General features: G+C 58.3%; 25 protein-coding genes. 20 read left to right on the top strand and 5 right to left on the bottom strand.

Annotated elements, in window-relative coordinates:
* The first annotated feature begins 253 nt into the window (after positions 1-253).
* From K3767_RS01680 to K3767_RS01645, 8 genes are all read left to right on the top strand, one after another.
* Positions 254-1,300 carry a DNA methyltransferase gene (locus tag K3767_RS01680; RefSeq protein WP_221171836.1) on the top strand — a complete coding sequence of 349 codons (1,047 nt, stop codon included), beginning with the start codon at positions 254-256 and terminating at the stop codon, positions 1,298-1,300.
* Position 1,301: 1 nt separating this feature from the next.
* Positions 1,302-2,462, top strand: coding sequence for a hypothetical protein (locus K3767_RS01675; RefSeq protein WP_221171835.1), 1,161 nt, complete (start codon positions 1,302-1,304; stop codon positions 2,460-2,462).
* A complete protein-coding gene (locus K3767_RS01670) occupies positions 2,459-3,775 on the top strand; it encodes a thiamine-phosphate synthase family protein (protein ID WP_221171834.1) in 1,317 nt (438 codons plus the stop codon). Before K3767_RS01675 ends, K3767_RS01670 begins: the two co-directional genes overlap by 4 nt.
* Before the next feature lie 70 nt (positions 3,776-3,845).
* The gene (gatC, locus tag K3767_RS01665; protein ID WP_221171833.1) at positions 3,846-4,136 is read left to right on the top strand and encodes an Asp-tRNA(Asn)/Glu-tRNA(Gln) amidotransferase subunit GatC; all 291 of its coding nucleotides are present in this window, start codon (positions 3,846-3,848) and stop codon (positions 4,134-4,136) included.
* Between the two features lie 13 nt (positions 4,137-4,149).
* Positions 4,150-5,598: an Asp-tRNA(Asn)/Glu-tRNA(Gln) amidotransferase subunit GatA gene (gene gatA / locus K3767_RS01660; RefSeq protein WP_221171832.1), complete on the top strand. Its 1,449-nt coding sequence runs from the start codon at positions 4,150-4,152 to the stop codon at positions 5,596-5,598.
* A 6-nt stretch (positions 5,599-5,604) separates the two neighbouring features.
* Entirely contained in the window at positions 5,605-5,922 is a 318-nt protein-coding gene (locus K3767_RS01655; RefSeq protein WP_221171831.1) for a hypothetical protein, read from the top strand.
* The gene (locus tag K3767_RS01650; RefSeq protein WP_221171830.1) at positions 5,915-6,790 is read left to right on the top strand and encodes an HDOD domain-containing protein; all 876 of its coding nucleotides are present in this window, start codon (positions 5,915-5,917) and stop codon (positions 6,788-6,790) included. The genes K3767_RS01655 and K3767_RS01650 overlap by 8 nt, the downstream gene beginning before the upstream one ends.
* A complete protein-coding gene (locus tag K3767_RS01645) occupies positions 6,768-7,688 on the top strand; it encodes a diguanylate cyclase domain-containing protein (RefSeq protein WP_221171829.1) in 921 nt (306 codons plus the stop codon). Before K3767_RS01650 ends, K3767_RS01645 begins: the two co-directional genes overlap by 23 nt.
* Here K3767_RS01645 and K3767_RS01640 read toward each other — a convergent pair.
* Together K3767_RS01640 and K3767_RS01635 are read right to left on the bottom strand one after the other, a co-directional pair.
* Entirely contained in the window at positions 7,668-8,432 is a 765-nt protein-coding gene (locus K3767_RS01640) for an A24 family peptidase (protein WP_221171828.1), read from the bottom strand. The genes K3767_RS01645 and K3767_RS01640 overlap by 21 nt on opposite strands.
* Entirely contained in the window at positions 8,429-8,788 is a 360-nt protein-coding gene (locus tag K3767_RS01635) for a PilZ domain-containing protein (RefSeq protein WP_221171827.1), read from the bottom strand. Before K3767_RS01635 ends, K3767_RS01640 begins: the two co-directional genes overlap by 4 nt.
* A gap of 76 nt (positions 8,789-8,864) precedes the next feature.
* Between K3767_RS01635 and K3767_RS01630 the strand changes: the two genes are divergently transcribed.
* The 12 genes from K3767_RS01630 (at position 8,865) to katG (ending at position 18,146) form a co-directional block, all read left to right on the top strand.
* A complete protein-coding gene (locus K3767_RS01630) occupies positions 8,865-9,725 on the top strand; it encodes a KaiC domain-containing protein (protein WP_221171826.1) in 861 nt (286 codons plus the stop codon).
* Positions 9,722-10,501: a glucose-1-phosphate thymidylyltransferase gene (locus tag K3767_RS01625; protein WP_370630426.1), complete on the top strand. Its 780-nt coding sequence runs from the start codon at positions 9,722-9,724 to the stop codon at positions 10,499-10,501. Before K3767_RS01630 ends, K3767_RS01625 begins: the two co-directional genes overlap by 4 nt.
* A gap of 18 nt (positions 10,502-10,519) precedes the next feature.
* Complete coding sequence (gene dapA, locus K3767_RS01620) at positions 10,520-11,443, top strand: 4-hydroxy-tetrahydrodipicolinate synthase (RefSeq protein WP_221171824.1); 924 nt, start codon at positions 10,520-10,522, stop codon at positions 11,441-11,443.
* Between the two features lie 153 nt (positions 11,444-11,596).
* Entirely contained in the window at positions 11,597-12,403 is an 807-nt protein-coding gene (dapB, locus tag K3767_RS01615) for a 4-hydroxy-tetrahydrodipicolinate reductase (RefSeq protein ID WP_221171823.1), read from the top strand.
* 26 nt (positions 12,404-12,429) lie between these two features.
* Complete coding sequence (locus tag K3767_RS12230) at positions 12,430-12,657, top strand: DUF4258 domain-containing protein (RefSeq protein WP_221171822.1); 228 nt, start codon at positions 12,430-12,432, stop codon at positions 12,655-12,657.
* Positions 12,654-12,905, top strand: coding sequence for a DUF2283 domain-containing protein (locus tag K3767_RS01605; RefSeq protein WP_221171821.1), 252 nt, complete (start codon positions 12,654-12,656; stop codon positions 12,903-12,905). Before K3767_RS12230 ends, K3767_RS01605 begins: the two co-directional genes overlap by 4 nt.
* 79 nt (positions 12,906-12,984) lie before the next feature.
* Positions 12,985-13,140, top strand: coding sequence for a hypothetical protein (locus K3767_RS01600; RefSeq protein ID WP_221171820.1), 156 nt, complete (start codon positions 12,985-12,987; stop codon positions 13,138-13,140).
* Complete coding sequence (locus K3767_RS01595; RefSeq protein ID WP_221171819.1) at positions 13,130-13,339, top strand: nucleotidyltransferase domain-containing protein; 210 nt, start codon at positions 13,130-13,132, stop codon at positions 13,337-13,339. The genes K3767_RS01600 and K3767_RS01595 overlap by 11 nt, the downstream gene beginning before the upstream one ends.
* Positions 13,320-14,369, top strand: coding sequence for an Mrp/NBP35 family ATP-binding protein (locus K3767_RS01590; protein WP_221171818.1), 1,050 nt, complete (start codon positions 13,320-13,322; stop codon positions 14,367-14,369). The genes K3767_RS01595 and K3767_RS01590 overlap by 20 nt, the downstream gene beginning before the upstream one ends.
* Complete coding sequence (locus K3767_RS01585) at positions 14,366-15,106, top strand: DUF364 domain-containing protein (RefSeq protein ID WP_221171817.1); 741 nt, start codon at positions 14,366-14,368, stop codon at positions 15,104-15,106. The genes K3767_RS01590 and K3767_RS01585 overlap by 4 nt, the downstream gene beginning before the upstream one ends.
* Positions 15,103-15,834 (top strand): 16S rRNA (uracil(1498)-N(3))-methyltransferase, encoded by a 732-nt coding sequence (locus K3767_RS01580; protein WP_221171816.1) that lies wholly within the window; start codon positions 15,103-15,105, stop codon positions 15,832-15,834. Before K3767_RS01585 ends, K3767_RS01580 begins: the two co-directional genes overlap by 4 nt.
* Before the next feature lie 125 nt (positions 15,835-15,959).
* Positions 15,960-18,146 carry a catalase/peroxidase HPI gene (katG, locus tag K3767_RS01575; protein WP_221171815.1) on the top strand — a complete coding sequence of 729 codons (2,187 nt, stop codon included), beginning with the start codon at positions 15,960-15,962 and terminating at the stop codon, positions 18,144-18,146.
* Between the two features lie 6 nt (positions 18,147-18,152).
* Here katG and K3767_RS01570 read toward each other — a convergent pair whose 3' ends face one another.
* From K3767_RS01570 to htpX, 3 genes are read right to left on the bottom strand one after another with little or no spacing between them, the layout of a single operon-like run.
* Positions 18,153-19,877: an ABC transporter ATP-binding protein gene (locus K3767_RS01570; protein WP_221171814.1), complete on the bottom strand. Its 1,725-nt coding sequence runs from the start codon at positions 19,875-19,877 to the stop codon at positions 18,153-18,155.
* 1 nt (position 19,878) lies between these two features.
* Positions 19,879-20,865: a M48 family metalloprotease gene (locus K3767_RS01565; RefSeq protein WP_221171813.1), complete on the bottom strand. Its 987-nt coding sequence runs from the start codon at positions 20,863-20,865 to the stop codon at positions 19,879-19,881.
* Positions 20,862-21,734, bottom strand: a complete 873-nt coding sequence (gene htpX / locus K3767_RS01560; RefSeq protein WP_221171812.1) for a zinc metalloprotease HtpX — start codon at positions 21,732-21,734, stop codon at positions 20,862-20,864. Before htpX ends, K3767_RS01565 begins: the two co-directional genes overlap by 4 nt.
* Positions 21,735-21,762: the final 28 nt, after the last annotated feature.

The following is a 21,762-nucleotide window of genomic DNA, read 5'->3' as shown; positions in this document are numbered from 1 at the left end:
TTTCGGGCTTAACTTTTCGGCTTCAATTACCCTTGCCAAAGGGAGGGGTTGTCCCCTTGCCCCCTCCCGAAAGGAAGGGGTATGTGGGGGAGGGGGGGCATATGTCCGAAATATCTTTGCGAATCCGGTTGGACTCCTCTCAAAATTTCACACGCCCGACAAAAAATCTGTTTTCACCATTTCTATTCAGTGTAAAATTGGTTTTAAAAAATGAGGACTACTGAGGGGAAACCTGCATAGAGAGTTATAAAAAATGGATGATTACAAAAAGAGAAAATATCTATCAGCAATAGAAGTTGCCAAATATTTAGGAATTACGGTTAGACAAGTGCACCATTTAGTCAAAATTGGAAAACTTAGAGCCTTTAGAGCGGCTAGTGGTCAATATAGGTTTGATTTGAATGATGTCAAACAAATAGAAGGTAAGATTAAATTGTCCAGAAATGTTTATAATAAAAATGGTATAAGCGAACAAAATATAATTTCGGTAAACGATACAGTCCAGATTGTTTATGTTAAGGATGCCAGAGAAATGAAAGAGATAGGTGATAATTCTGTTCACTTAATGATAACTTCACCTCCCTATTTTAATGCGAAACTTTATTCTAAAAATCCACTAGATGGAGATTTAGGTAATATTCATGATTTAGATGAGTGGTTTAATGAAATTTCTAAAGTATGGAGAGAGGTTTATAGGGTTCTTCAACCTGGAAGAAAGGCTTTTATAAACATTATGAATTTACCAATAAGAACAGAAGATGGATTTAGAAGTTTGAATATTGTTGGGAGAACAATAGATATTTGTGAAAATATAGGTTTTATTTTTAGGCGAGAGATTATATGGCATAAAACGAATTCTGTAAAAGCCCATTTTGGTACTTTTCCATATCCCGGGAACATTCTTATAAACTATGCCCACGAGTTTATTTTAGAATTTGAGAAACCGGCTCCTAAGGGTTATAAGAAATATTCTCATTTGACTACGGAGCAGAAAGAGGCTTCTAAACTTGATAAAGAGTTCTGGATAGATATCAAAAAGTCGGATGTATGGTTAATGAAACCCGAAAAAAGTGGAGATAATCGTAACCATCCCGCTCCTTTTCCTTACGAATTGCCATATAGATTAATAAAAGCCTACAGTTATGTAGGAGAGACAGTTTTGGACCCTTTTTTGGGGTCTGGCACCACTTTGGTGGCGGCCAGAGATTTAAAAAGAAATGGTATCGGCTATGAGATAAATAAAGAGATTGCCGAAGAAGCTGTGACTCGTATTAAAAATTTCCAACAAAGATTATTATAAAATGTTGAGCGATAAAAAAGATCCAAAATTAATATATGCTCAATCGAGTGATATAAAAGCCAGAACATATCTGGAATATAGAAAAGATATGAAAAAGAAAGCAATAGCAGAGTTAGAAATAAAGGATTGGCTAGAAAGCAAGCTAAAAGAAAAATTTAAAAGATCCGATCTAAAAGTAGAAAAATATGGAGGAGATAAATTTCTTTGGTTTTTAAGAAAAGGAGGTATAACCAGAGAGCCTGATTTTGTAGTATATGTCGGAGAAAAGAAACAATTATTTATAGAATTTCAGTATGCTGAAAAAGAAGATTTACAGTTTTTTGATTTTAAAATTTCCAAAGTAAGTAAAAAGCGAGGAGAAATTAGAGAACCATATTCTGACAGGCTTTTTCTTTATGTTCTCAAGCCTTCCGCCAAGTATGCTCTTATTGAACCAAAATGGATAGCAGAAAATGGGATGATAGACTCTGTTCCGGCATGGGGTAGTAGACAAGCTTATAGAGTTCCTAAAGAAAAATTTGAAAAGCTGTTTAAGGAAGATAAAACATTACACTCTATTATTCAAGTAATAGAAGCCAAAAATTTCATTCTTAATTTTCAGCATGAACTTATCAACATATGGCAAAATCATCTATCGAAGAAGTTGGAAAAAGTGATTGATGAAGAAAGATTAGTTAAAATTCTCCCCAAAACATTAAAAGGATTCTTCGAGGTATGTTTTATATTGGACCATTTAAAAAGAATCCCAGAAAATGTCAAATTGTGGTTTATTTATGCTTTAAGTTATATTAATAAAGCTCTCAAACTTGAACTCAAAGAAATAAGTCAACTAACATATATTTTGGACTTTCTTTATTCAAAAATCGCAAGTTTTGAAGAAAATGAGTTGAGAGAATTAGAAGATAAAGTAAAAAAGTTATTAAGCTTGATAGATAGTTATTATGACGATAATTCAGGGTTATATAAATCATCAATAAAAGAAAGTGATTTGAATGAAACTAGATATGCTTTATTTTCTATCAATATTTTGGAGGACATTATTCAGGATGCGATTTATTACCACAAAGCTCATTTCAAACCTATCACCAAAATCTATCAGTTTTTGAAAGATCCGTTAAAAACGGTCGAAACTCTTAGAAGTGTAGGAGAAGAGAATAGATGAAAGTCCTCGTGGTGGCCGGTTCGGATCCCAGCGGGGCGGCGGGACTTCAGATGGACCTCCGGGTGCTCGCGCTCCTGGGAGTGCACGCCACCGCGGTGCCCTCGGCCTTAACGGTGCAGACCCCGGAAAGGGCCCTCTCCTGGGAGCCGGTCCCTCCGGGGCTCTTTTCCGAGGCCCTTCGGGCCGCCCTCTCCGGACTCTCCCCCGGGGTGATAAAGATAGGAATGCTCGGCACGAAGGAAAACGCCCGCCTCCTGGCCGAGGCCCTTTCCCAATTCCGGGCCGCGGTGGTCCTCGATCCGGTTCTTTCCGCCTCAAGCGGCCTTCCTCTGGCCGAACCGGGCCTGGTGGAGGTCCTGAGGGAAGGCCTCCTTCCCCGGGTGACCCTCCTCACCCCCAATCTTCCGGAGGCCGAGGCCATGCTGGGCCGGCCCATCCGTCCCGGGGAGGAAGCCGAAGCCCTCCGGGCCCTGAGGGCCCTCGGCCCACGGGCCGTGCTCCTCAAGGGAGGGCACGGGGACGCGGAGAGGATCCGGGACCTCTTCTTCGACGGGACCCGAGAGCTGGTTTTCGAACGGGAAAGGATTCCCGGGGCCTTCCGGGGCACGGGATGTTTTCTTTCCAGCGTCGTGGCCGGGTTGCTGGCCCGGGGAGAGGAGCTCGCCGGGGCGGTGACCGGGGCCGAGTCCCTGGTGGAAATGGCCCTCCGGGCGGCCCGACACCGGAACTCCCCTCACATCGAGGCCCTATCCCTCTGGGAAAAGATGGCCGAGGGACGGAGGGTCCTCGAGGAACTCGTATCCGCGGCCGAAAGGTTCTGTTCCCATCCGGTTCGTCCCCTGATCCCCGAGGTTCAGAGCAATCTGGCCTACGCCCTTCCCTACGCCCGTGAGGTCTCGGAGGTGGCCGCCTTCCCCGGACGCATCGTGGCCTACGGCGAGACGGCCCGGATCGTGGGTTGTCCACGCTTCGGGGCCTCAAGCCATGTGGCCCGCATCGTGCTTTCGGCCATGCGCTTCGATCCCTCCCGCCGGGCGGCCATGAACATCCGCTACGATCCCGCCTTGCTTGAGAAGGCCCGCCGAAGGGGTCTCCGCGTGGCCTTCTTCTCCCGCTCCGAGGAGCCTCCGGAGGTCAAAAGGCGCGAGGGAGGTACCCTTTCCTGGGCGGTGACCACGGTCTGCCGGCGTCTGGGCTATGTGCCGGACATCATTGCCGACGAAGGAGACCTGGGCAAGGAACCCATGATCCGCGTGCTCGCCCGGAATCCCGGGGAGGTAGTGGATACGGTCCTGGACCTCCTCTGGGAATAGCGTCTCTTGTAGTGCTCCTTTGAACATGCTAAAGAAAGAGTAAAAAGCCCTCGAAAGGAGGGGGTCTCCCATGGCCATAACGCGCGAAGAGGTGGAGCATGTAGCCCATCTCGCCAGGCTCGAGTTTTCCGGGGAAGAGCTGGAGCGTTTCACCCGGGAACTCTCCTCCATCCTGGACTATGTGGCCAAACTCTCGGAGGTGGACACCTCCGGGGTGGAACCCACCTACAACGCCCTGCGTCTGGAAAACCGTTTTCGGGACGACGAAGTCCGGGAATCCTTTCCGCCGGAGGAGATCCTGGAAAACGCCCCCGAACGGGAGGGAACCAGTTTCGTGGTGCCCCGGGTAATCAAGGGATAAAAAGGAGGCGGTGATGGAGAGGTCTTCGCTTCTTGAGTGGCGGGAAAGGCTGCGTCGCGGGGAGTTAAGCGCCCGGGAGCTGGTGGACCACTTCCTTTCCCGTATCGAGAGGCTTGACGGAAGGATCCGGGCCTACATCACCGTAACCGCGGAGGAGGCCCGCCGGGCCGCGGAGGAGGCCGACCGACGCCGGGCTTCCGGCGAGGATCTTCCCCTGCTGGGGATCCCCCTGGCCGTCAAGGACAACATCTGCACCCGCGGGGTGCGCACCACCTGTGCCTCCAGGATCCTGGAGGACTTCGTGCCTCCCTACGACGCCACGGTGGTGGAAAGGCTCAAGGCCGCGGGGGCGATCATCCTGGGCAAGACCAATCTCGACGAGTTCGCCATGGGCTCGTCCACGGAGAACTCGGCCTTTTTCCCCACCCGCAATCCCTGGGATCTGGAGAGGGTTCCGGGAGGGTCTTCCGGGGGGTCGGCGGCGGCGGTGGCGGCGGACCTCTGCGCCGGGGCCCTGGGTTCGGACACCGGGGGCTCCATCCGACAGCCGGCCTCCTTCTGCGGGGTGGTGGGGTTCAAGCCCACCTACGGAAGGGTCTCCCGTTACGGGCTGGTGGCCTTCGCCTCCTCGCTGGATCAGATCGGACCTCTCACGAAAACGGTGGCCGACGCGGCCCTTCTGCTTCAGGTCACCGGCGGGCCGGACGGGCGGGACTCCACCTGCTGGCCCGAGCCTCAGCCCGACTACCTGGGTGCCCTCACGGAAAGTCCCCGGGAGATGACCCTGGGGCTTCCTCGGGAGGCCTTCGGCGAGGGGCTTTCCGAGGAGGTTCGCCGGGTGATCGAGGAGGCGGTGCGGGCGGCGGAGTCTCTGGGCTGCCGGGTGAGGGAAATCTCCCTTCCCCATCTGGAATACGCCCTTCCGGCCTACTACATCATCGCCCCGGCGGAGGCCAGCTCCAACCTCGCCCGTTACGACGGAGTCAAGTACGGATTCCGGGCCGAGGCCGGAGGGCTTATCGAGATGTACAAGAAGACCCGCTCGCAGGGCTTCGGTCCGGAGGTGAAACGAAGGATCATGCTCGGCACCTATGCCCTTTCGGCCGGCTATTACGAGGCCTTTTATCGCAAGGCCTCCCAGGTGCGCACCCTCATCATGCGGGACTTCGAGGAAGCCTTCCGCGGGGTGGACCTCATCCTGATGCCGGCCAGCCCCACCCCGGCCTTCCGCCTGGGGGAGAAGACCGACGATCCCCTGAAGATGTATCTTTCGGACATCTACACCATCCCGGTGAACCTGGCCGGACTTCCCGGACTGAGTCTTCCGGTGGGATTTACCGGGGAAAGACTTCCGGTGGGGCTTCAGATCATCGGGCCGCAACTGGCCGACGCCCGGGTGCTCTCCTTCGGGCACGCTCTGGAAAGGGCCCTGGCCCTGGATTTGACCCCACCGCTTGAGTGAGGAGGAATGCAGAGACTGCCCCTTAGCTATGTAAAACCGGGTATGATAGTGGCTCAGGAGGTGAGGGACGAAAAAGGCCGCGTCCTCTGCCCGGAGGGAACCCGTCTCACGGAGGATCTCTTGGAAAGATTCTACCGGATGGGCGTGCGTTTCGTTACCGTGAAGGGCCGACCGGTGGAGTTTCCCTGGGAGAAGACCCTTGAGGAGGAACTTTCCGAACTCGAGAAGCGGTTCTCCCGGGCGCGGCATCCCTTCCTTAAGACGGTGAAAGAAACGCTTGAGGCCTTTCTTAAGGCCCAGGCCGCCGAGGCGGAGCATGCTTGACGACAAAAGGCGCGAGGTAAAGAAGAAACTCCGTACGCTTGAGGGGCTTCCCACCCTTCCCCCTATAGTGGCCAAGCTTACGCGGATGATCGGGGACGAGACCGTCTCCGCTCCCCAGATAGCCGCGGTGATCGAGAAGGATCAGGTGCTGACCAGTAAGGTTTTGCGACTGGTCAATTCGGCCTTTTACGGTTTTCCCCGCCGCATATCCACGGTCTCAAACGCCATCGTGCTTCTGGGGTTCAATGTGATCCGCACCCTGGTGATCACCGCCTCCATCTTTGAGATGATGCAGAGCCGGGATGTGGGCCTGTGGGAGCATTCCCTGGGGGTGGCCATGGTTTCCGGGTTGCTGGCCCGGCGCCTGGGGCTGGATCAGCCCGAGGAGGTGGCCACCGCGGGCCTGCTTCACGATCTGGGCAAGGTGGTGGAACGGGCCACTCTTCTTGAGGAATACAGGAACATCCAGCAGATGGTGAACGAGAGGGAGATCCCCTGGCGCGAGGCCGAGGCCGAGATCCTGCACATGGATCACGCCGAGATGGGGGGGTATCTCCTCAACCGCTGGAACCTTCCGGAACGGCTCATCGAGCCGGTAAGTTTTCATCACGAGGTGCATAGGGCCAGGAACTTTCCGGTGGAGACCGCGGTGGTGCAGATGGCCGATCTTCTGGTGCGGGCCCGGGGGTTCGGTTTTGCCGGGGATCCCTGGGTGCCGGAGCCGGAGGAGAAGACCCTCAAGCTGGTGCCGCTTTCCCGGGAGGACCTCTCCGCCCTCTGGCCGGAACTGGAGGTCCGGTTTTACGAACTGCGTTTTTTTACCGAGGAGATCAGGGAGGCCCTGAGTGCGAAGAGTGCTTCTACTTAGTCCGGAAACCCTTCCTTATACCCGATGGGTTGAGGCCCTTCGAAGGAAAAGGTATGCGGTGGAGATCTTCTCCACCATAGAGGAGGCCGGTGAGAAAGTACTTTTCAACCTTCCGGATCTTCTTCTGGTGGCCGAGGCTTTAAAACCCGACCTGGTCCACGACCTGGTTTTTGCCCTCAAGTGTGATCTCAGCCTGGCCACACTTCCTGTAATCCTGATTATCGAGCCGGAGAAACTCCATCATATTCAGTGGCAAAACTACTTCGTGGACGATTTTCTGTGCGAGGGGGCCTCGGAGGAAGAGGTGGTCTCAAGGGTGGAGCTGGCCTTCGTGCGTTCGGAGCGTCTGGCGGACAACAATCCCCTCACGGGTCTTCCCGGGAACACCTCCATCCTCCGCAAGATTGAGGAGGTTATCCGGTCCGAAGAGAGTTGGGCTGTGGGATATGTGGATCTGGACAACTTCAAACCCTTCAACGATGCTTACGGATTTTCTCGCGGTGACGAGGTCATCCGGATGCTGGCGCGGATCCTGGTCACCACCGTGGACCTTTACGCCGGCCCCCGGGGCTTCGTGGGGCATATCGGAGGGGACGACTTCGTTTTTGTGGTTCCTCTTGAGGTAGCCGAAAAGATGTCCAGGGAGATTATTCAGAAATTTGATCAGCTTATCATTAATTTTGTGGATCCCGAAGACAGGGAGAGGGGCTGTCTAGTTACCACGGATCGGCAGGGTGTTTTGTGCCGGATGCCCTGGCCCTCGGTATCCATTGCTATCGTGCCGGTGTGGAAGGATCGATTTCACCACTACGGGGAGGTGGCGGCCATAGCGGCCCAGCTCAAACATTATGTCAAAAGAGTTCCCGGAAGTATTTACTTAGTGGATCGACGGAAATAGGAATGCAGTCAGTTTAGGAAACATCACCACGGAAAGGGCTCCAAGACTAAGAAAGGGACCGAACGGAAGGGCTAACCCGCCGGATATTTTCTCTTTCTTGAAAAGACCGGTAATTAAGACCCCGAAAACCCCCCAGAGGGAGGCCATAAAGATCACCGGAATAAGGTTCACGGGGCCGAGGAAGGCCCCGATCATGGCCAGGAACTTGTAATCTCCCTCACCTAGGCCCTCCCGTTTTCTTATCCACAGGTAGTATTCCCCCAGGAGGTAGAAGGCTCCGGCCCCGCAGAGAGCCCCCAGCAGGGCCTCTCCGGGGCCTGCCAGAGGATTCCAGGGAGAGAAGATCAGACCGGCGGGGATACCGCCCAGGGTGATCTCGTCCGGGATAATACGGTGCTCCAGATCGATAAAAGCGGCGGCGAGAAGAAGAAAGGAAAAACTATAGAATCCTACCGCAGCCGGGGCAATGCCGTATCTGGAAACAAAATAAAAGGCGAGGAGACCGGAGAGCGTCTCCACCAGAGGATAGCGAATATCTATGGGAGCCCCACAGCTTCTACAGCGTCCTCTCTGGAGAAGATAGGAGAAGAGGGGAATATTTTCATACCACCGGAGTTGATGTTTACATCGGGGACAGAAGGACCGAGGTCTTACCAGTGAAAGTCCTCGGGGAAGACGATAAATAACCACATTGAGAAAACTTCCGAGGATCAATCCCAAAACGAGCGCGAAGATCCCTATCACTCTTCGGAGGCAAGCAACTTCTCGTAGATCTTTCGGGCCTCTTCTATGAACTGGAGGGCCTTGAGAAACTTGGCGTAAACATGATGGAATTCTCCCTCTATCTCGAGAAAGAGAATACCGGCCCCCTTGGGCTCGAGCCCACCCTGATGAAGCACCATTCCTCTTACCGGAATGCGCCCGATGTTGGGAAGCTCCATCTCAAAACTCAGAACCGTACCGGGAGGGGGAGGATCTTCCATTTCGATAAAACAGCCCTGAAGGGAGAGATCGGTTACTCTCAGGGGCTCTGCTTTCCCCGGAAGATAAGCCCGTACACATTCAAAATAAAATCGGGGATATCGCCTCTTTTCCGCCAATCAATTCTCCTTGGTGATCTTTTTTCTCTATGATACATTAAAGATATCCGACAAGTCAAATTTTTTGGATCGGGGGATGGAAAGGGAAATTATCTCCGAGGCCATTCTGCGCCCCTCCGAGGCCGCAACCAAGGCCCCGCCTCTCAAGGGGGTGCCCACTGGGGTTGAGGGGCTGGACGAGCTTTTTTTTCGCGTGGAATGGAAGGAGGGACGGCCGGCGCGGAAACCCCTGGGGGGCATTCCCCTGGGAGCGGTGGTGAACCTCACCGGTATGCCCGACACCGGAAAGAGCCTCATGGCCGAACAGTTCGCGGTAAAACAGGCCGCTCTCGGGGAAAGGGTCTGTTTCGTGACCGTGGAGACACCGGCCCCTTTCGTGGTGAAGGGACTCGAGGAGAGGGCCCGGGCCATGGGGATTGACTTTTCCGGGCTCGAGGATCGACTCGTGCTCCTGGATGCGGCGAGTTATCACCGCCTGCGGGAAGATCTCCCCACCCTCATGGACACCCTGGCCCACATCTATCGCACCTACAGGGTGAATCGCACGGTGGTAGACTCGGTCACCGGACTCTACGAGGCCCGGGAGATGATGGCCCGGAGCGTGGTGCGGGCCCTTTACACCTTCTGTAAGAAGTGGCACCAGACCGCCCTTTTCGTCTCTCAAAAAAGGAGCGCCCACGAGGAACTTTCCGCCGAGGCCGCCGGGGGATACGCCGTGGGCCACATCGTGGACTGCACCATGGTTCTCTCGAAGGAACTCCTCCTTTCGGCCCGCAGTGCCTCTGCCTACGGACTCCCCCCGGGCTCGATTCTCAGGCTCTTCCGCATCGACGGCTGTCGTCTCTGCGGGCACGACACCTCCGTAAGGGTGCTTGAAATTACCGACCTGGGTCTGGTAAAAGTAGGAAAACCCCTTTCCGAGTTTCTCAGAAAATGAACTTGAGGCCGGAGGACTTCTTTGACATCGGGGCCCTTTCCAGGCACCGGGTTCTCTTTGAGGGGTGCGTCTTCGTCTGGGAGGTACTGAAACGCCTTCCGGCCTATCTTCGCGAACACATAAGGCCCCTTCCCTCCGGGGTGCCCCTGCGGGAGCCGCTTCCCCGGGGGGTGATCCTCTGCGAAGGCGAGGTCATTCCCCTGAGCGAGGTGGAGGCGGTGGAGGGAAGGTTTTACCTCCGGGGGGAGGAGATCCGCGGGGCGGTGCTTCACGCCGGGGCCATCCTCATGGACCGGGAGGTGGAACTGGCTCCCGGGGTGGTGGTGGAACCGGGGGCGCTCATTTACGGTCCGAGCTGGATCGGGCCGAACACCCAGGTGCGCCAGGGGGCCTATGTCCGGGGAGAGGTGCTCGCCGGAGAGGGATGCGTGATCGGACACACCACCGAGGTGAAGCGGGCGGTTTTCCTGGACGGGGCCAAGGCCGGCCACTTCGCCTATGTGGGGGACAGCCTCCTGGGCCGGGGGGTGAACCTGGGGGCCGGCACCAAACTGGCCAACCTGAAACTGGCCCGGGGCCACATAAAGGTGCGTCTTGAGGGGGAGGTCTACGACACCGGGCTTCGCAAGTTCGGGGCGGTGCTCGGCGACGGCGTGCAGACCGGATGCAACAGCGTCACCAACCCCGGCACCCTGGTGGGGCCGGGAAGCTACATTCTCCCCAATGTCACCGCGGGGCCGGGAGTGATTCCCCCGCGAAGCATCGTGCGAAAATAAGCGATAAGGAGGTCACCCATGCCGTGTGGTAGAAAAAGGTGTAAGACCTTCGGGCCGGAGGACATCAGGGGTTCCATCGTGGCCATCGTAACCCCTTTCCGCGACGGGGCCGTGGACGAGGAGGGGTTCCGTGAGCTGGTACGCTGGCACCTCAAGGAGAAGACCCACGGTCTGGTGGTGGTGGGCACCACCGGGGAGTCGGCCACCCTGACCAAGGAGGAAAAGGCCCGGCTCTTTGAGATCGCCCTGGAGGAGGCCAAGGGTAAAGTCCCGGTGATCCTGGGCACGGGGACCAACAACACCGCCGCCTCCATTGAGCTCACCAGGATGGCCAAGGAGATGGGGGCCGACGCGGTGCTCATGGTGACCCCTTACTACAACAAGCCCACCCAGGAGGGGCTTTATCGCCACTACGAAGCGGTGGCCAGGGAGGTAAACATCCCCATCATCCTCTACAATGTCCCCGGCCGGACCTCGGTGAGTCTCGCTCCGGAGACGGTGGCCCGGCTGGCCAAAATAAAGAACATCGTCGGGATCAAGGAGGCCACCGGTTGCATGAGGCAGGCCACCGAAATCATGCGCCTTACCGGAAACAGGTTCCGGATCCTTTCCGGGGACGACTTTACGGCTTTCAGCCTCATGGCCCTGGGGGGGCACGGGGTCATCTCCGTGGCGGCCAATGTGGTGCCCCGGGAGATGTCCCGTTTCATGGAGGCCTGTCTCAAGGGGCAGTGGGACAAGGCCCGGAAGATGCACTTCAAGCTCTATCCCCTCTTCAAGGCCATGTTTCTTGAGACCAATCCCGTACCGGCTAAGACCGCGCTGTCTCTCATGGGACGCATCGCCAGCCCGGAGGTACGGCTGCCGCTGGCTCCCATGAGCGAGGCCAATGTGGAAAAGCTCCGGACCGTGCTTGCGGAATACAAGCTGGTGGAAAGCTGAGATGCCTTTTCGGGCCGATCTTTCCCGTCGAAGACGGAAGATTCTGGAAGAGGAGTTGCGCCGAATAGCGGCAAGCCTTGAGGGGTTTCCCGGGGTGAAGCGGGCCCTGCTTTTCGGGTGATCTATGAAAGAAAAAATTGAGGAGGGAAGGAGATGGTTAGAGCCATAGTGGCCGGAGCGGCCGGACGGATGGGATCCACCATAATCCGCAACATCGTGAAGACCGGGGGTATCGAACTGGTCGCGGCCTTCGAGCGTCCGGAAAGCCCGGCGGTGGGAAAGGATGTGGCCGAGGTGGCCGGGCTCCCCGAAAAGACCGGAATAGTGGTGGAGGACTCCCTGGAAAAGGTCATCGAGAAGGGAGATGTGATCATAGACTTCACCTTTCACACGGCCTCGCTCGCGCACGCCCGCCTCAATGCCCGCTACGGAAAGGCCATGGTGATCGGGACCACGGGCTTTACCAAAGAGGAACTGGCGGAGGTCCACGAGCTGGCCCGGAAAAGTTTCCCTCTGGTTCAGGCCTACAACATGAGCCTGGGCATAAACCTGCTTTACAAACTGGTGGAGATCGCCACCAGGATCCTGGGCGAGGACTTCGACATCGAGATCGTCGAGGCTCACCACCGCATGAAAAAGGACGCCCCGAGCGGCACGGCCCTGGCCCTGGCCGAGGTTATCGCCCGGACCCTGGGCTGGGACGATTCCACTTTTCGTTTTTGCCGGGAGGGGATCATCGGCGAGCGTCCCCGGAGGGAGATCGGCATTCAGACCATCCGGGCCGGGGAGATCGTGGGCGAACACACGGTGCTCTTTGCCGGGCCCGGGGAACGGATTGAGCTCACCCACCGGGCGGCAAGCCGGGACACCTTTGCCCGGGGAGCGGTGCGGGCCGCCCTCTGGGTGGTTGGCAGGGCTCCCGGGGTTTACGACATGCACGATGTGCTGGGGCTTAAGTGACATGGCCGATTCTGTGACATTGTAGTATGAAAATAAAATTTTCTCGTCATGCAAAGAGAAGAGCTAAATTATACAGGATTTCTTTATCGACAATTGAAAATATCCTGAAAAAGAAAAATTTATGTCCGGGGAAGCACGAAATCATCCAGGAAGTGCCAGGTCAAAAGTTCCCCCTAAAAATTGTAGTCAGTGTAGAAAATGATACGATAGTAGTAATCACTAATTATCCCTTAAAGAAAAGGAGAAAAAGATGAAAATTTATTACGATAAGGATGTAGATACTCTTTATATCAAATTAAGTAATAAAAAACCGGATGGTGTGATAGAAATTATAGAAGGAATAAATCTTGACACTACGGAAGATGGCAAGATTGTAGGGATAGAAATTTTGGATGCTTCTCAAAAAATAGATTTAAAAACGATATTGAATTACTCCTTGTCTGTAAGCCGGAAAGATTTGTTGCAAATTCTGTCTAACAGACCTCTCCAGCGGCCGGCATAACTACCGGTCGCTGGAATTGGGTATTAGGGAGCGCCTTTTAAACACTTCGGACGGCTTCAGGCCGAGGAGGCCGTAAGATATGCCGGTGAGATCCTTGCGTTCGTCCGTGATGCGCTGGCCACAGCCGGAAGAGGTCCTTGAGGCCCTGCGGATCCGGGCCGGGGAACTTCTTCTCCGCCGACCGGAGGTAGTACTTCGGATCCCTGGCCGAGGGACGATGGGGTGTGGGAAGTGACCTAGATGTGGTGGTGCTGGTACGGGAGACCGGGCGTCCCTTCCCGGAGAGACGGAGGGACTTTCCGGCGGAGGATCTGCCGGTGCCGGTGGATCTCGTGGTATATTCCCTGGAGGAGTGGCGGAGGATGAAAGGCCGCTTGCGTTGGAAGATCAGGTGGCTAAAAGGGAGGCCCGATTATGTCGGAACTCAGGGATAAGGTGCTCGAGGCCCTCAAACGGGTAAAGGACCCGGAGCTCAACCGGGATCTGGTCTCTCTGGGGATGATCCGGGAGGTGGAGGTCTCCCCGGAGGGCAGGGTCAGGATGGTGGTGGCCCTTACCACCGGAGGGTGTCCGCTGAAGCGGCAGATCGCCGAGGAGGTGAAACGGGCGGTGGACGCGGTGGAGGGGGTCTCCGGGGTGGAGGTGGAGCTTTCCGTAATGACCCCCGAGGAGAGGGCCAGAATTTTCGGGACCAGGCCCAAAAAGGAACACCTGGGGATCCGGGATGTGCGATTCGTGCTGGCGGTGGCCAGCGGCAAGGGCGGGGTGGGCAAGAGCACGGTCACGGTGAACCTGGCGGTGGCGCTCACCCGGAGGGGCTTCAAGTCCGGGATCATGGACGCGGATCTCTACGGCCCCAACATCCCCCTTCTCATGGGATTTCTCGAGGAGGAGCGACCGGAGGTGGTGGCGGGGAAGATCCAGCCCCCGGTGCGTCACGGGGTCAAGGTGATGAGTTTCGCCTTTCTGGCCCCGCCGGGCCAGCCCTTCATCTGGCGCGGGCCGCTGGTGGGAAAAGCCCTGCGGGAGATGGCCGAGGTGGTGGAGTGGGGGCCGCTTGACTTCCTCCTGGTGGACCTTCCCCCCGGCACCGGCGACGCCCCCCTTTCGGTCTGTCACACCTATCAGCCCAGAGGGGTCATCCTGGTAACCACTCCGCAGGAGCTTTCGGTGGCCGATGTGCGCCGCTGTGCCAAGATGTTCGAGGACCTGGGAGTGCCCATTCTGGGACTGGTGGAAAACATGGCCTACCTGCGGGTGGAGGGGCAGACCATCCCGGTCTTCGGTGAGGGAGGTGGGGAAAGGCTTTCCCGGGAGCTCTCGGTGCCGCTTCTTTCCCGCATCCCCCTGGAGCCGGAGATAAATCGGCGGGGGGAGCCGGTGGTGCTAAGTCCCGAAAGCGAAGCCGGAAGGGCCTTCGAGGAACTGGCCGAGAAGCTGATCACCGCGGTCTTCGGCTCATGAACCTCTACGCCCGATTGATGGAGATGGCGTTGCCTTCGGCCCGGGGCAGGCTCCTGGAACGGGTGTTCGTCGGTCTGGGCTACACGGCGGTGGAACTCACGGGTGGGCTTGCGGGGCTGGCTTACACCCTGTTTGAGGCGGGCTGCTGCGAGTATCTTCCCCGGGAGGTGGTCCTTCACGGCCGTCCCGCGGACCTGGTCCTGAGGGGGCTTCTTTCGCCCCATCCCCTGGAAAGGACCGTGGCCCTCGCCGTGGCCAACGCCCTTCTCAATCATCGGGAACTGCCCGTGGTGCCGGGGGATGTACTGGATCTGGTACGGCCCCAGCCGGAGGACGAGGTGGCCATAGTGGGCTACTTCGAGCCCCTCTACCGGAAACTTTCGGGCAGGGTGAAAAACCTCTGGGTCTTTGAGAAGGGAGAGCGTCTGGGGCCGGGGCTTCTTTCCGAGGCGGAGATGCCGGAGTTTTTGCCCCGGGCCAGTCTGGTCTTCGTCACCTCGGTAACCCTCATCAACCGCACTCTTGAGGACATCCTTTCCCGAATCGAAAGAGCCCGGGAGGTGGTTCTCCTCGGGCCGAGCACGCCGCTTGCCCCGGAGGTCTTCCGGGATCTTCCGGTGAGTCTTCTCTCGGGGGTGAGGGTCCGGGATTCCGAAGGGGTCTTTCGGGCCGTGGCCGAGGCCCGGGGGTTTCCGGGGTTAAAGGCCTTCGTGGAAAAAGTAAATGTGCGGGTATGAGCTTGCCCCGGTTCTTCGCCCCGGAGGCCCGCCCCGGAGACCTTCTCGAGCTCGCCCCCGAGGAGGCCCATCACCTGCGGGATGTGCTGCGCATTCGCCGGGGGGAAAGGGTACGGCTGATCGACGGGCGGGGACGCGAATTCGAGGCCGAGGTGGTGGAGGTCAGCCGGACCGGAGTGCGTGTCCTTACCATGGGGCTTCTCAGAGAGGAACCCGCGCCCTCGCCGCGACTGGAGATGTTCGTCCCTCTTCTAAAGGGGGGACGTACGGAGTTCCTGGTGGAGAAGGCCACCGAACTGGGGGTGTCCAGGATATTCCCCTTCGTAAGCCGTCGTGCCGTGGCCCGACCCTCTCCCCGCACCCTGGAAAGACTTTATCGTCGCTCCATCCAGGCCCTGAAGCAGTGCGGAAGGCTCTGGCTCCCCCTCCTGGAAGCCCCGGCTCCGCTGGAGGAACTCCTTCCGAAGACCGGGGCCTCGGGACGCTTCTTCGCCTACGAGAAGGGGGGAGCCCCTCTCCACCGGGCCTTTGAGCCTCCCCCGGGAGACCTGGCCCTGGCCGTGGGGCCGGAGGGAGGCTTCTCGCCGGAGGAGGCCGCCCTGCTCGAGACTTTCGACTTCCTGCCCCTCACCCTGGGCCCCTACATCCTGAGGGCGGAGACCGCGGCCCTCTTCCTCATGAGTATATGGCGCTATCACAGCCTGATAAGAGAAGATTTCCGCCCCTAAATTTGCATAACCTTCCTTTAATTTGAACAATTTTTCGTCGCAGCATATTTCAAGCTTGACAGCGGTCGTGTCATGAGGCAGAATTTTTTTTAAATTAAAATTAATCTAACTTAAAGGAGAAGCACATGGGGAAGAAGGAGATCGAGGTAAGAAGGCCCAGGAAGAGGGTTCGGTACTTCAAGGAGATGTTCCCGCAGCAGGTGGATCTGCGGGTATTGCGGGCTTTTCCTCCGGAGGAGAATCCTTACGGGCCGGAATTCGACTATCGGGCCGAGTTTGAGAAGCTGGATTACGAGGCGGTTAAGAGGGATCTCCGGGAGCTCATGATCCGTTCTCAGGAATGGTGGCCGGCGGACTTCGGGCACTACGGCCCGCTTTTCGTGAGGCTGGCCTGGCACAGCGCGGGATCCTATCGTCTTCGAGACGGAAGGGGAGGGGCCAATCGGGGGCTTCTGAGGCTTCCCCCGCGGATAGACTGGCCTGACAATGTGAACCTGGACAAGGCCATTCGCCTTCTGTGGCCCGTAAAGAGGAAGTACGGACGACGGCTCTCCTGGGCCGACCTTCTGATCCTGGCGGGCAATGTGGCCCTGGAGTCCATGGGATTCAAGCTGCTGGGATTCGGTGGGGGGCGCGTGGACGCCTACGAGCCGGACGACTACACCGACTGGGGACCGGAGGAGGTCTGGCTCGAGGACCGAAGACGCACCGACACCGGAGGAATTCAGGGGTTCCTGGCTGCCTCCCAGATGGGGCTCATCTATGTAAATCCCGAGGGACCGGGAGGGAACCCCGACCCCCTGGCCGCGGCCAGAGAGATCCGCATGGTCTTCGGTCTCATGGGTATGAACGACGAGGAAACCGTGGCCCTCATCGCCGGGGGACACACGGTGGGCAAGTGTCACGGAAAGGGCCGACCGGATTGTCTGGGGCCTTCGCCCAGCGGGGCTTCCCTGGAGGAACAGGGGCTGGGCTGGAAGAACTCCTGCGGAGAGGGTAAAGGCCCGGACACCTTCACCAGCGGTCTCGAGCTGACCTGGACCCAGCAACCGGTAAAGTTCACCATGCTTTTTCTGAAAAACCTCTTCACCTACGAATACGAGCTCACCCGCAGTCCGGCCGGGGCCCATCAGTGGGTGGCCAAGGACGCCCCGGAGACCGTGCCCGACGCCTACGATCCCGAAAGGAAACATCGCCCCGGGATGCTCACCACGGATCTGGCCCTCAAGTTCGATCCGGACTACGCTCGCATCGCCCGCCGTTTTCTCGAAAATCCCGAGGAATTTCAGGAGGCCTTCGCCCGGGCCTGGTTCAAGCTCACCCACCGGGACATGGGTCCGCGCACGCGGTACCTGGGGCCAGAGGTCCCGGAGGAGGAATTTGTGTGGCAGGATCCCGTGCCCCCGGTGGATCACGATCTCGTGGAAAGGGAGGACCTCGAGGTGCTGAAGGAACGACTCCTGGGCTCGGGACTTTCCCTGACGGATCTGGTTTATGTGGCCTGGGCCTCGGCCTCCACCTTTCGGGTCTTCGACTATCGGGGCGGAGCCAACGGGGCCCGAATAAGATTCGCCCCTCAGCGGAAGTGGGAGGTCAACATGCCCGAGAGGCTGGATCGGGTGCTCGGGGTGCTGGAGGAGATCCAGCGGGACTTCAACACCGGCCGCAGGGACGGGAAACGAATCTCCCTCGCGGATCTTATCGTTCTCGGAGGCTCGGCCGCGGTGGAGGAGGCGGCCCGCCGCGCGGGATTCGAGGTGGAGGTACCTTTTTATCCCGGTCGCACCGACGCCCGGGAAGACCAGATAGATGTCCAGTTCTACACCCTCATCGAACCGGTGGCCGACGGGTTCCGCAACTATCACGCTCTGGATCGCGACCCCACGGATCTGGCCACCGAGGAATGGCTGGTGGAAAAGGCGGCCCAGCTGGCCCTTTCCGCGCGGGAAATGACCGTTCTGGTGGGCGGACTCAGGGTCCTTAACGCCAACTGGGGAGAGACCCCCTACGGTGTTTTCACGAAGAGCCCCGGGACCCTCACCAACGAATTTTTCGTGAACCTGCTCGATCCGAACACGGAATGGCTACCGGTTAACGAGGAGGCCACGCTCTTTGAGGGGCGAGATCGACGCTCGGGAGAGAAGAAGTGGGAGGCCACCCGGGCGGATCTGGTCTTCGGGTACCACCCTCAACTGCGGGCCATAGCGGAGGTCTACGCCGCCGACGACGCGGCGGAGAAGTTCGTGCACGACTTCGTGTCCGCCTGGACCAAGGTCATGAACCTGGATCGTTTCGATCTAAGGTGGTGGTAGCGGAAGTTATCCCTGAAAGAGTCGGTACAATTTCCGGTAAAGGGGGGAGGTGGCGAGGAGCTCCTGATGGCGTCCCTCGGCCACCTTCCTTCCCCGCTCCAGCACCACGATCTTGTCCGCCCCGGTAATGGTGGAGATCCGGTGGGCGATCACCAGGGTGGTGCGCCCCCGCATGAGACGGGAAAGGGCTTCCTGAACCAGTCGCTCGGAAAGGGGATCGAGCTGGCTGGTGGCCTCGTCCAGGATCAGGAGGGAGGGATTTCTCAGGATGGCCCGGGCGATGGCCAGGCGCTGTTTCTGCCCCCCGGAAAGGGATACCCCGCCCTCCCCGAGAAGGGTGTCGTAGCCCTGCGGGAGTTTTTCGATGAATTCGTGGGCGTTGGCCAGACGGGCGGCTTCTTCTATGGCCGTGCGGGAGGCCCCCGGGTCGCCGAAGGCGATGTTCTCCGCCACCGTGGCGTTGAAGATCACGATCTCCTGGGATACCAGTCCTATGTGACCGCGCAGGGACTCCAGGTCGAACTCCCGCAGATCCATCCCGTCCCACAGTATGCGGCCCTCGGTGGGATCGTAAAACCGGGGGATGAGGGCGGCCAGCGTTGACTTTCCGGCCCCGCTGGGACCCACCAGGGCCGTGACCCGCCCCACGGGTATTTCCAGATCGAGGTCCTTAAGGGCCCACTCCGCGGCCCCGGGATAACGAAAGGAGACCCCCTCGAACCGGATTCCCTCCCGGAGAGGTCGGGCCCGGTGCGTTCCGCCTCTTTCCTCGGGAAGTCGCAGGACCTCCTCCAGCCGCTCCCAGGCCGCCTGGGCATCGGAAAGACCGGTGTAGGCCCGGGCCATCTTCCGAATGGGGGTGAAAAGCATGAGTATGGCGGTAAGGACCGAGAAAAAGGCCCCCGGGCTGAGCTCGCCCCTCACGATGAGATACCCCCCCAGGGCGATGATCATCGCCCCGCCGACCCCGGTCATCACATCCACCAGGCTCTTGGAACCCTCCCGGTACTTGGTGATCTTCAGAAGAAAACCGGCGTAGCGGTCGATCTCCCGACGAAAGAGCTTGAGGACTCCGGACTCCCGTCCGTAAACCTTGACCTCCCGGAGCCCGGTAAAGGTTTCGGTGAGACGATGGGTGAGTTCGCCTATGGTCCGCTGGGCCCGTCGGCGGTGGCGTCGCACCTTCCGGGAAAGATACTGCCCCCCGTAAGCAATGGCCGGGAGCACCAGAAGCGAAACCAAGGTGAGCTTAAGACTCCGGGAAAAGGCCACCGCAAGGAGCACCAGGGCGTTGAACCCTTCGAGAAGGAAGACCTGAAAAACATTGCTCAGGATGGGTTCTATGACCAGGGTGTCGTTGAGGACGCGGGAGAGGTTGCGTCCGGAACCGTCCCGCTCGAAGTGGGCCAGGGGCAGGTGGATGAGTTTCCGGTAAAGTTCCACGCGCAGATCGTTTACCATGCGCAGGGAAGCCGCTCGCATGAAGTAGGCCTGAAGCAGGGAGGCCACTCCCCGAACCCCGAAGAACGCGATCACCCCCAGGGGTAAAAGCCTGAGGTAGAGGTAGTTTTTGGCGATGAAGACCTCGTCCATCACCGGTTTGACCAGCCAGGCGATCCCGCCGGAGGTGAGGGAGGCCAGCAGGGAGAAAAGGAGAGCCAGGGCCACATAGGACCAGTAAGGTTTCAGGAAGCGCAGAACCCTGGTGAGGAAGGCAAAGGGAGAGGTCACCTCAACGGTCCTTGAGTTCCTCGAAGGTTTTTCCGGACTTTATGGCCGCCACGATCTTCCGGATCCGGGCCAGGCGCTCGGCGGTGGAGGGGTGATCGGAGAGAATGGAGGGAGGCCCCTGGGGGAGCACCGCGGCCAGGTGCACCCAGACCCGTGCGGCCCGATCCAGGTCGTAACCGGCCCTGTAGACATACCAAAGGCCGTAAAAGTCGGCCTCCCGTTCCTGATCCCGGGAAAACTTGAGAAGGGCGAAGTTCGCCCCCAGACGGTATATGTCACTGGCCGTTGGACCTCCCAGGGCCTGGACTCCGATTCCCAGGAGATTGCGAAGGCTGAGAAGGATCATTTTTTTACGGAGGTGTCCGCGTTTGAGGTGGGCCAGTTCGTGTCCCACCACCGCGGCCAGTTCCGCGTCGTCCGGAAGCACCCGACAGAGCGCCGTGGTCACATACATGCGGTTCTCCGGGGTCACCCAGGCGTTGGGTTCGGTGGCGTCCACGATGCGGAAGTCCACCGGGTCGGTGTTGACCACCGGGGGCACCAGGGCCAGGTTCTGTCCGTCGGAGAGGACGAGGTTTACCGGACGGCCGAGGGTCAGACGGCGCGTTTCCAGGCGCCGGATGATCATTCCGGGGCTCAGTCCCTGGCGGGCTATTTCCGGATGCACGAAGGTCACCAGGTAGCCCCGTTCCGGAAGGTTTTCCCGGTAAATTCGGGAAAGGGCGCGATCGAGCTCCGGAGGAGAGTGTCCCAGGTCGATGACCTTGACCAGAAACCACGGATGGGGGGCCCGGTGTTCGGTTACGGGGAGGAGACGCACCAGGACGGTCCCCACCCGTCTTTCACAGCGCAGGTATTCCCTGAGCTTTACCAGCCAAATCTCCTCCCGGGCCCGGGAGAGCTCCTCCCGGGCTACCGGGGGTCCGGTCTGTACCGCACAGGCCGAAAGAATGAGGGCCAGAAGGCCCAGAATCAGATGTTTTTTCAATAGTATTCACTCCTCAGGGCCATTTCTTTGAGTCGGGCTACCCGATCTTCAATGGGCGGGTGGGTGGAGAAGAGCCGCACCAGGGTGTCTCCGGAGAGGGGATTTACGATGAACATCTGGGCCTGGGCCGGATTGACCTGCATGGGAAGTTGCCGATTCCAGGCCTCGAGCTTCTCCAGGGCCCGGGCCAGGGAGAGGGGACAGCGACAGATCCGGGCGCCGGTGGCGTCGGCCAGGTACTCCCGGCTGCGACTTATGGCGAGCTGGATCAGCGTGGCGGCCAGAGGGGCCAGAATAATGGCCAGCAGCGCCCCGATCAGCGCCAGCGGATTCCCCCGATCCTCGTCGTCACCCCCCAGCCCGCCCCAGAAGAGGGCCCACTGTCCCATGTAGGCCAGGTAGGAAATGGCTCCGGCTATCACCGCGGCGATGGAGGAGATGAGGATGTCCCGGTTGCGGATGTGGGCGAGCTCGTGGGCCAGAACCCCCTCCAGTTCGTCCCGGGAAAGGAGCCTTCTTATTCCCGCGGTGACCGCCACGGCGGCGTTCGAGGGGTTGCGCCCGGTGGCGAAGGCGTTGGGGGTTTCGGTAGGGATCATGTAGACCCTGGGCTTGGGGAGACCCGCCCGTCGGGCCAGATCCGCCACCAGGGCGTGAAGTTCCGGGTCCTCGTGTTCGGCCACGGGTCGGGCCCCGCTCATGGCCAGTGCCACCTTGTCCGAGAACCAGTAGGCGAAGAAGTTCATGAAGAAGGCCATGAAGAGAGCCACCGTGGCCCCGGAACGGCCCCCTATCAGATCACCCACCACCACGAAAAGGGCGGTGAGCGCGGCCAGCAATACGAAGGTCTTAAGCGTATTGGTACTCATGTTTCCGATCACCTCCTTCTGTAAGGAT

This window comes from Thermosulfurimonas sp. F29 (assembly GCF_019688735.1).
Taxonomy (GTDB): domain Bacteria; phylum Desulfobacterota; class Thermodesulfobacteria; order Thermodesulfobacteriales; family Thermodesulfobacteriaceae; genus Thermosulfurimonas_A.
Note: the sequence above shows the minus strand (reverse complement) of the source record. Positions and strands in the feature narration are given on the sequence as shown.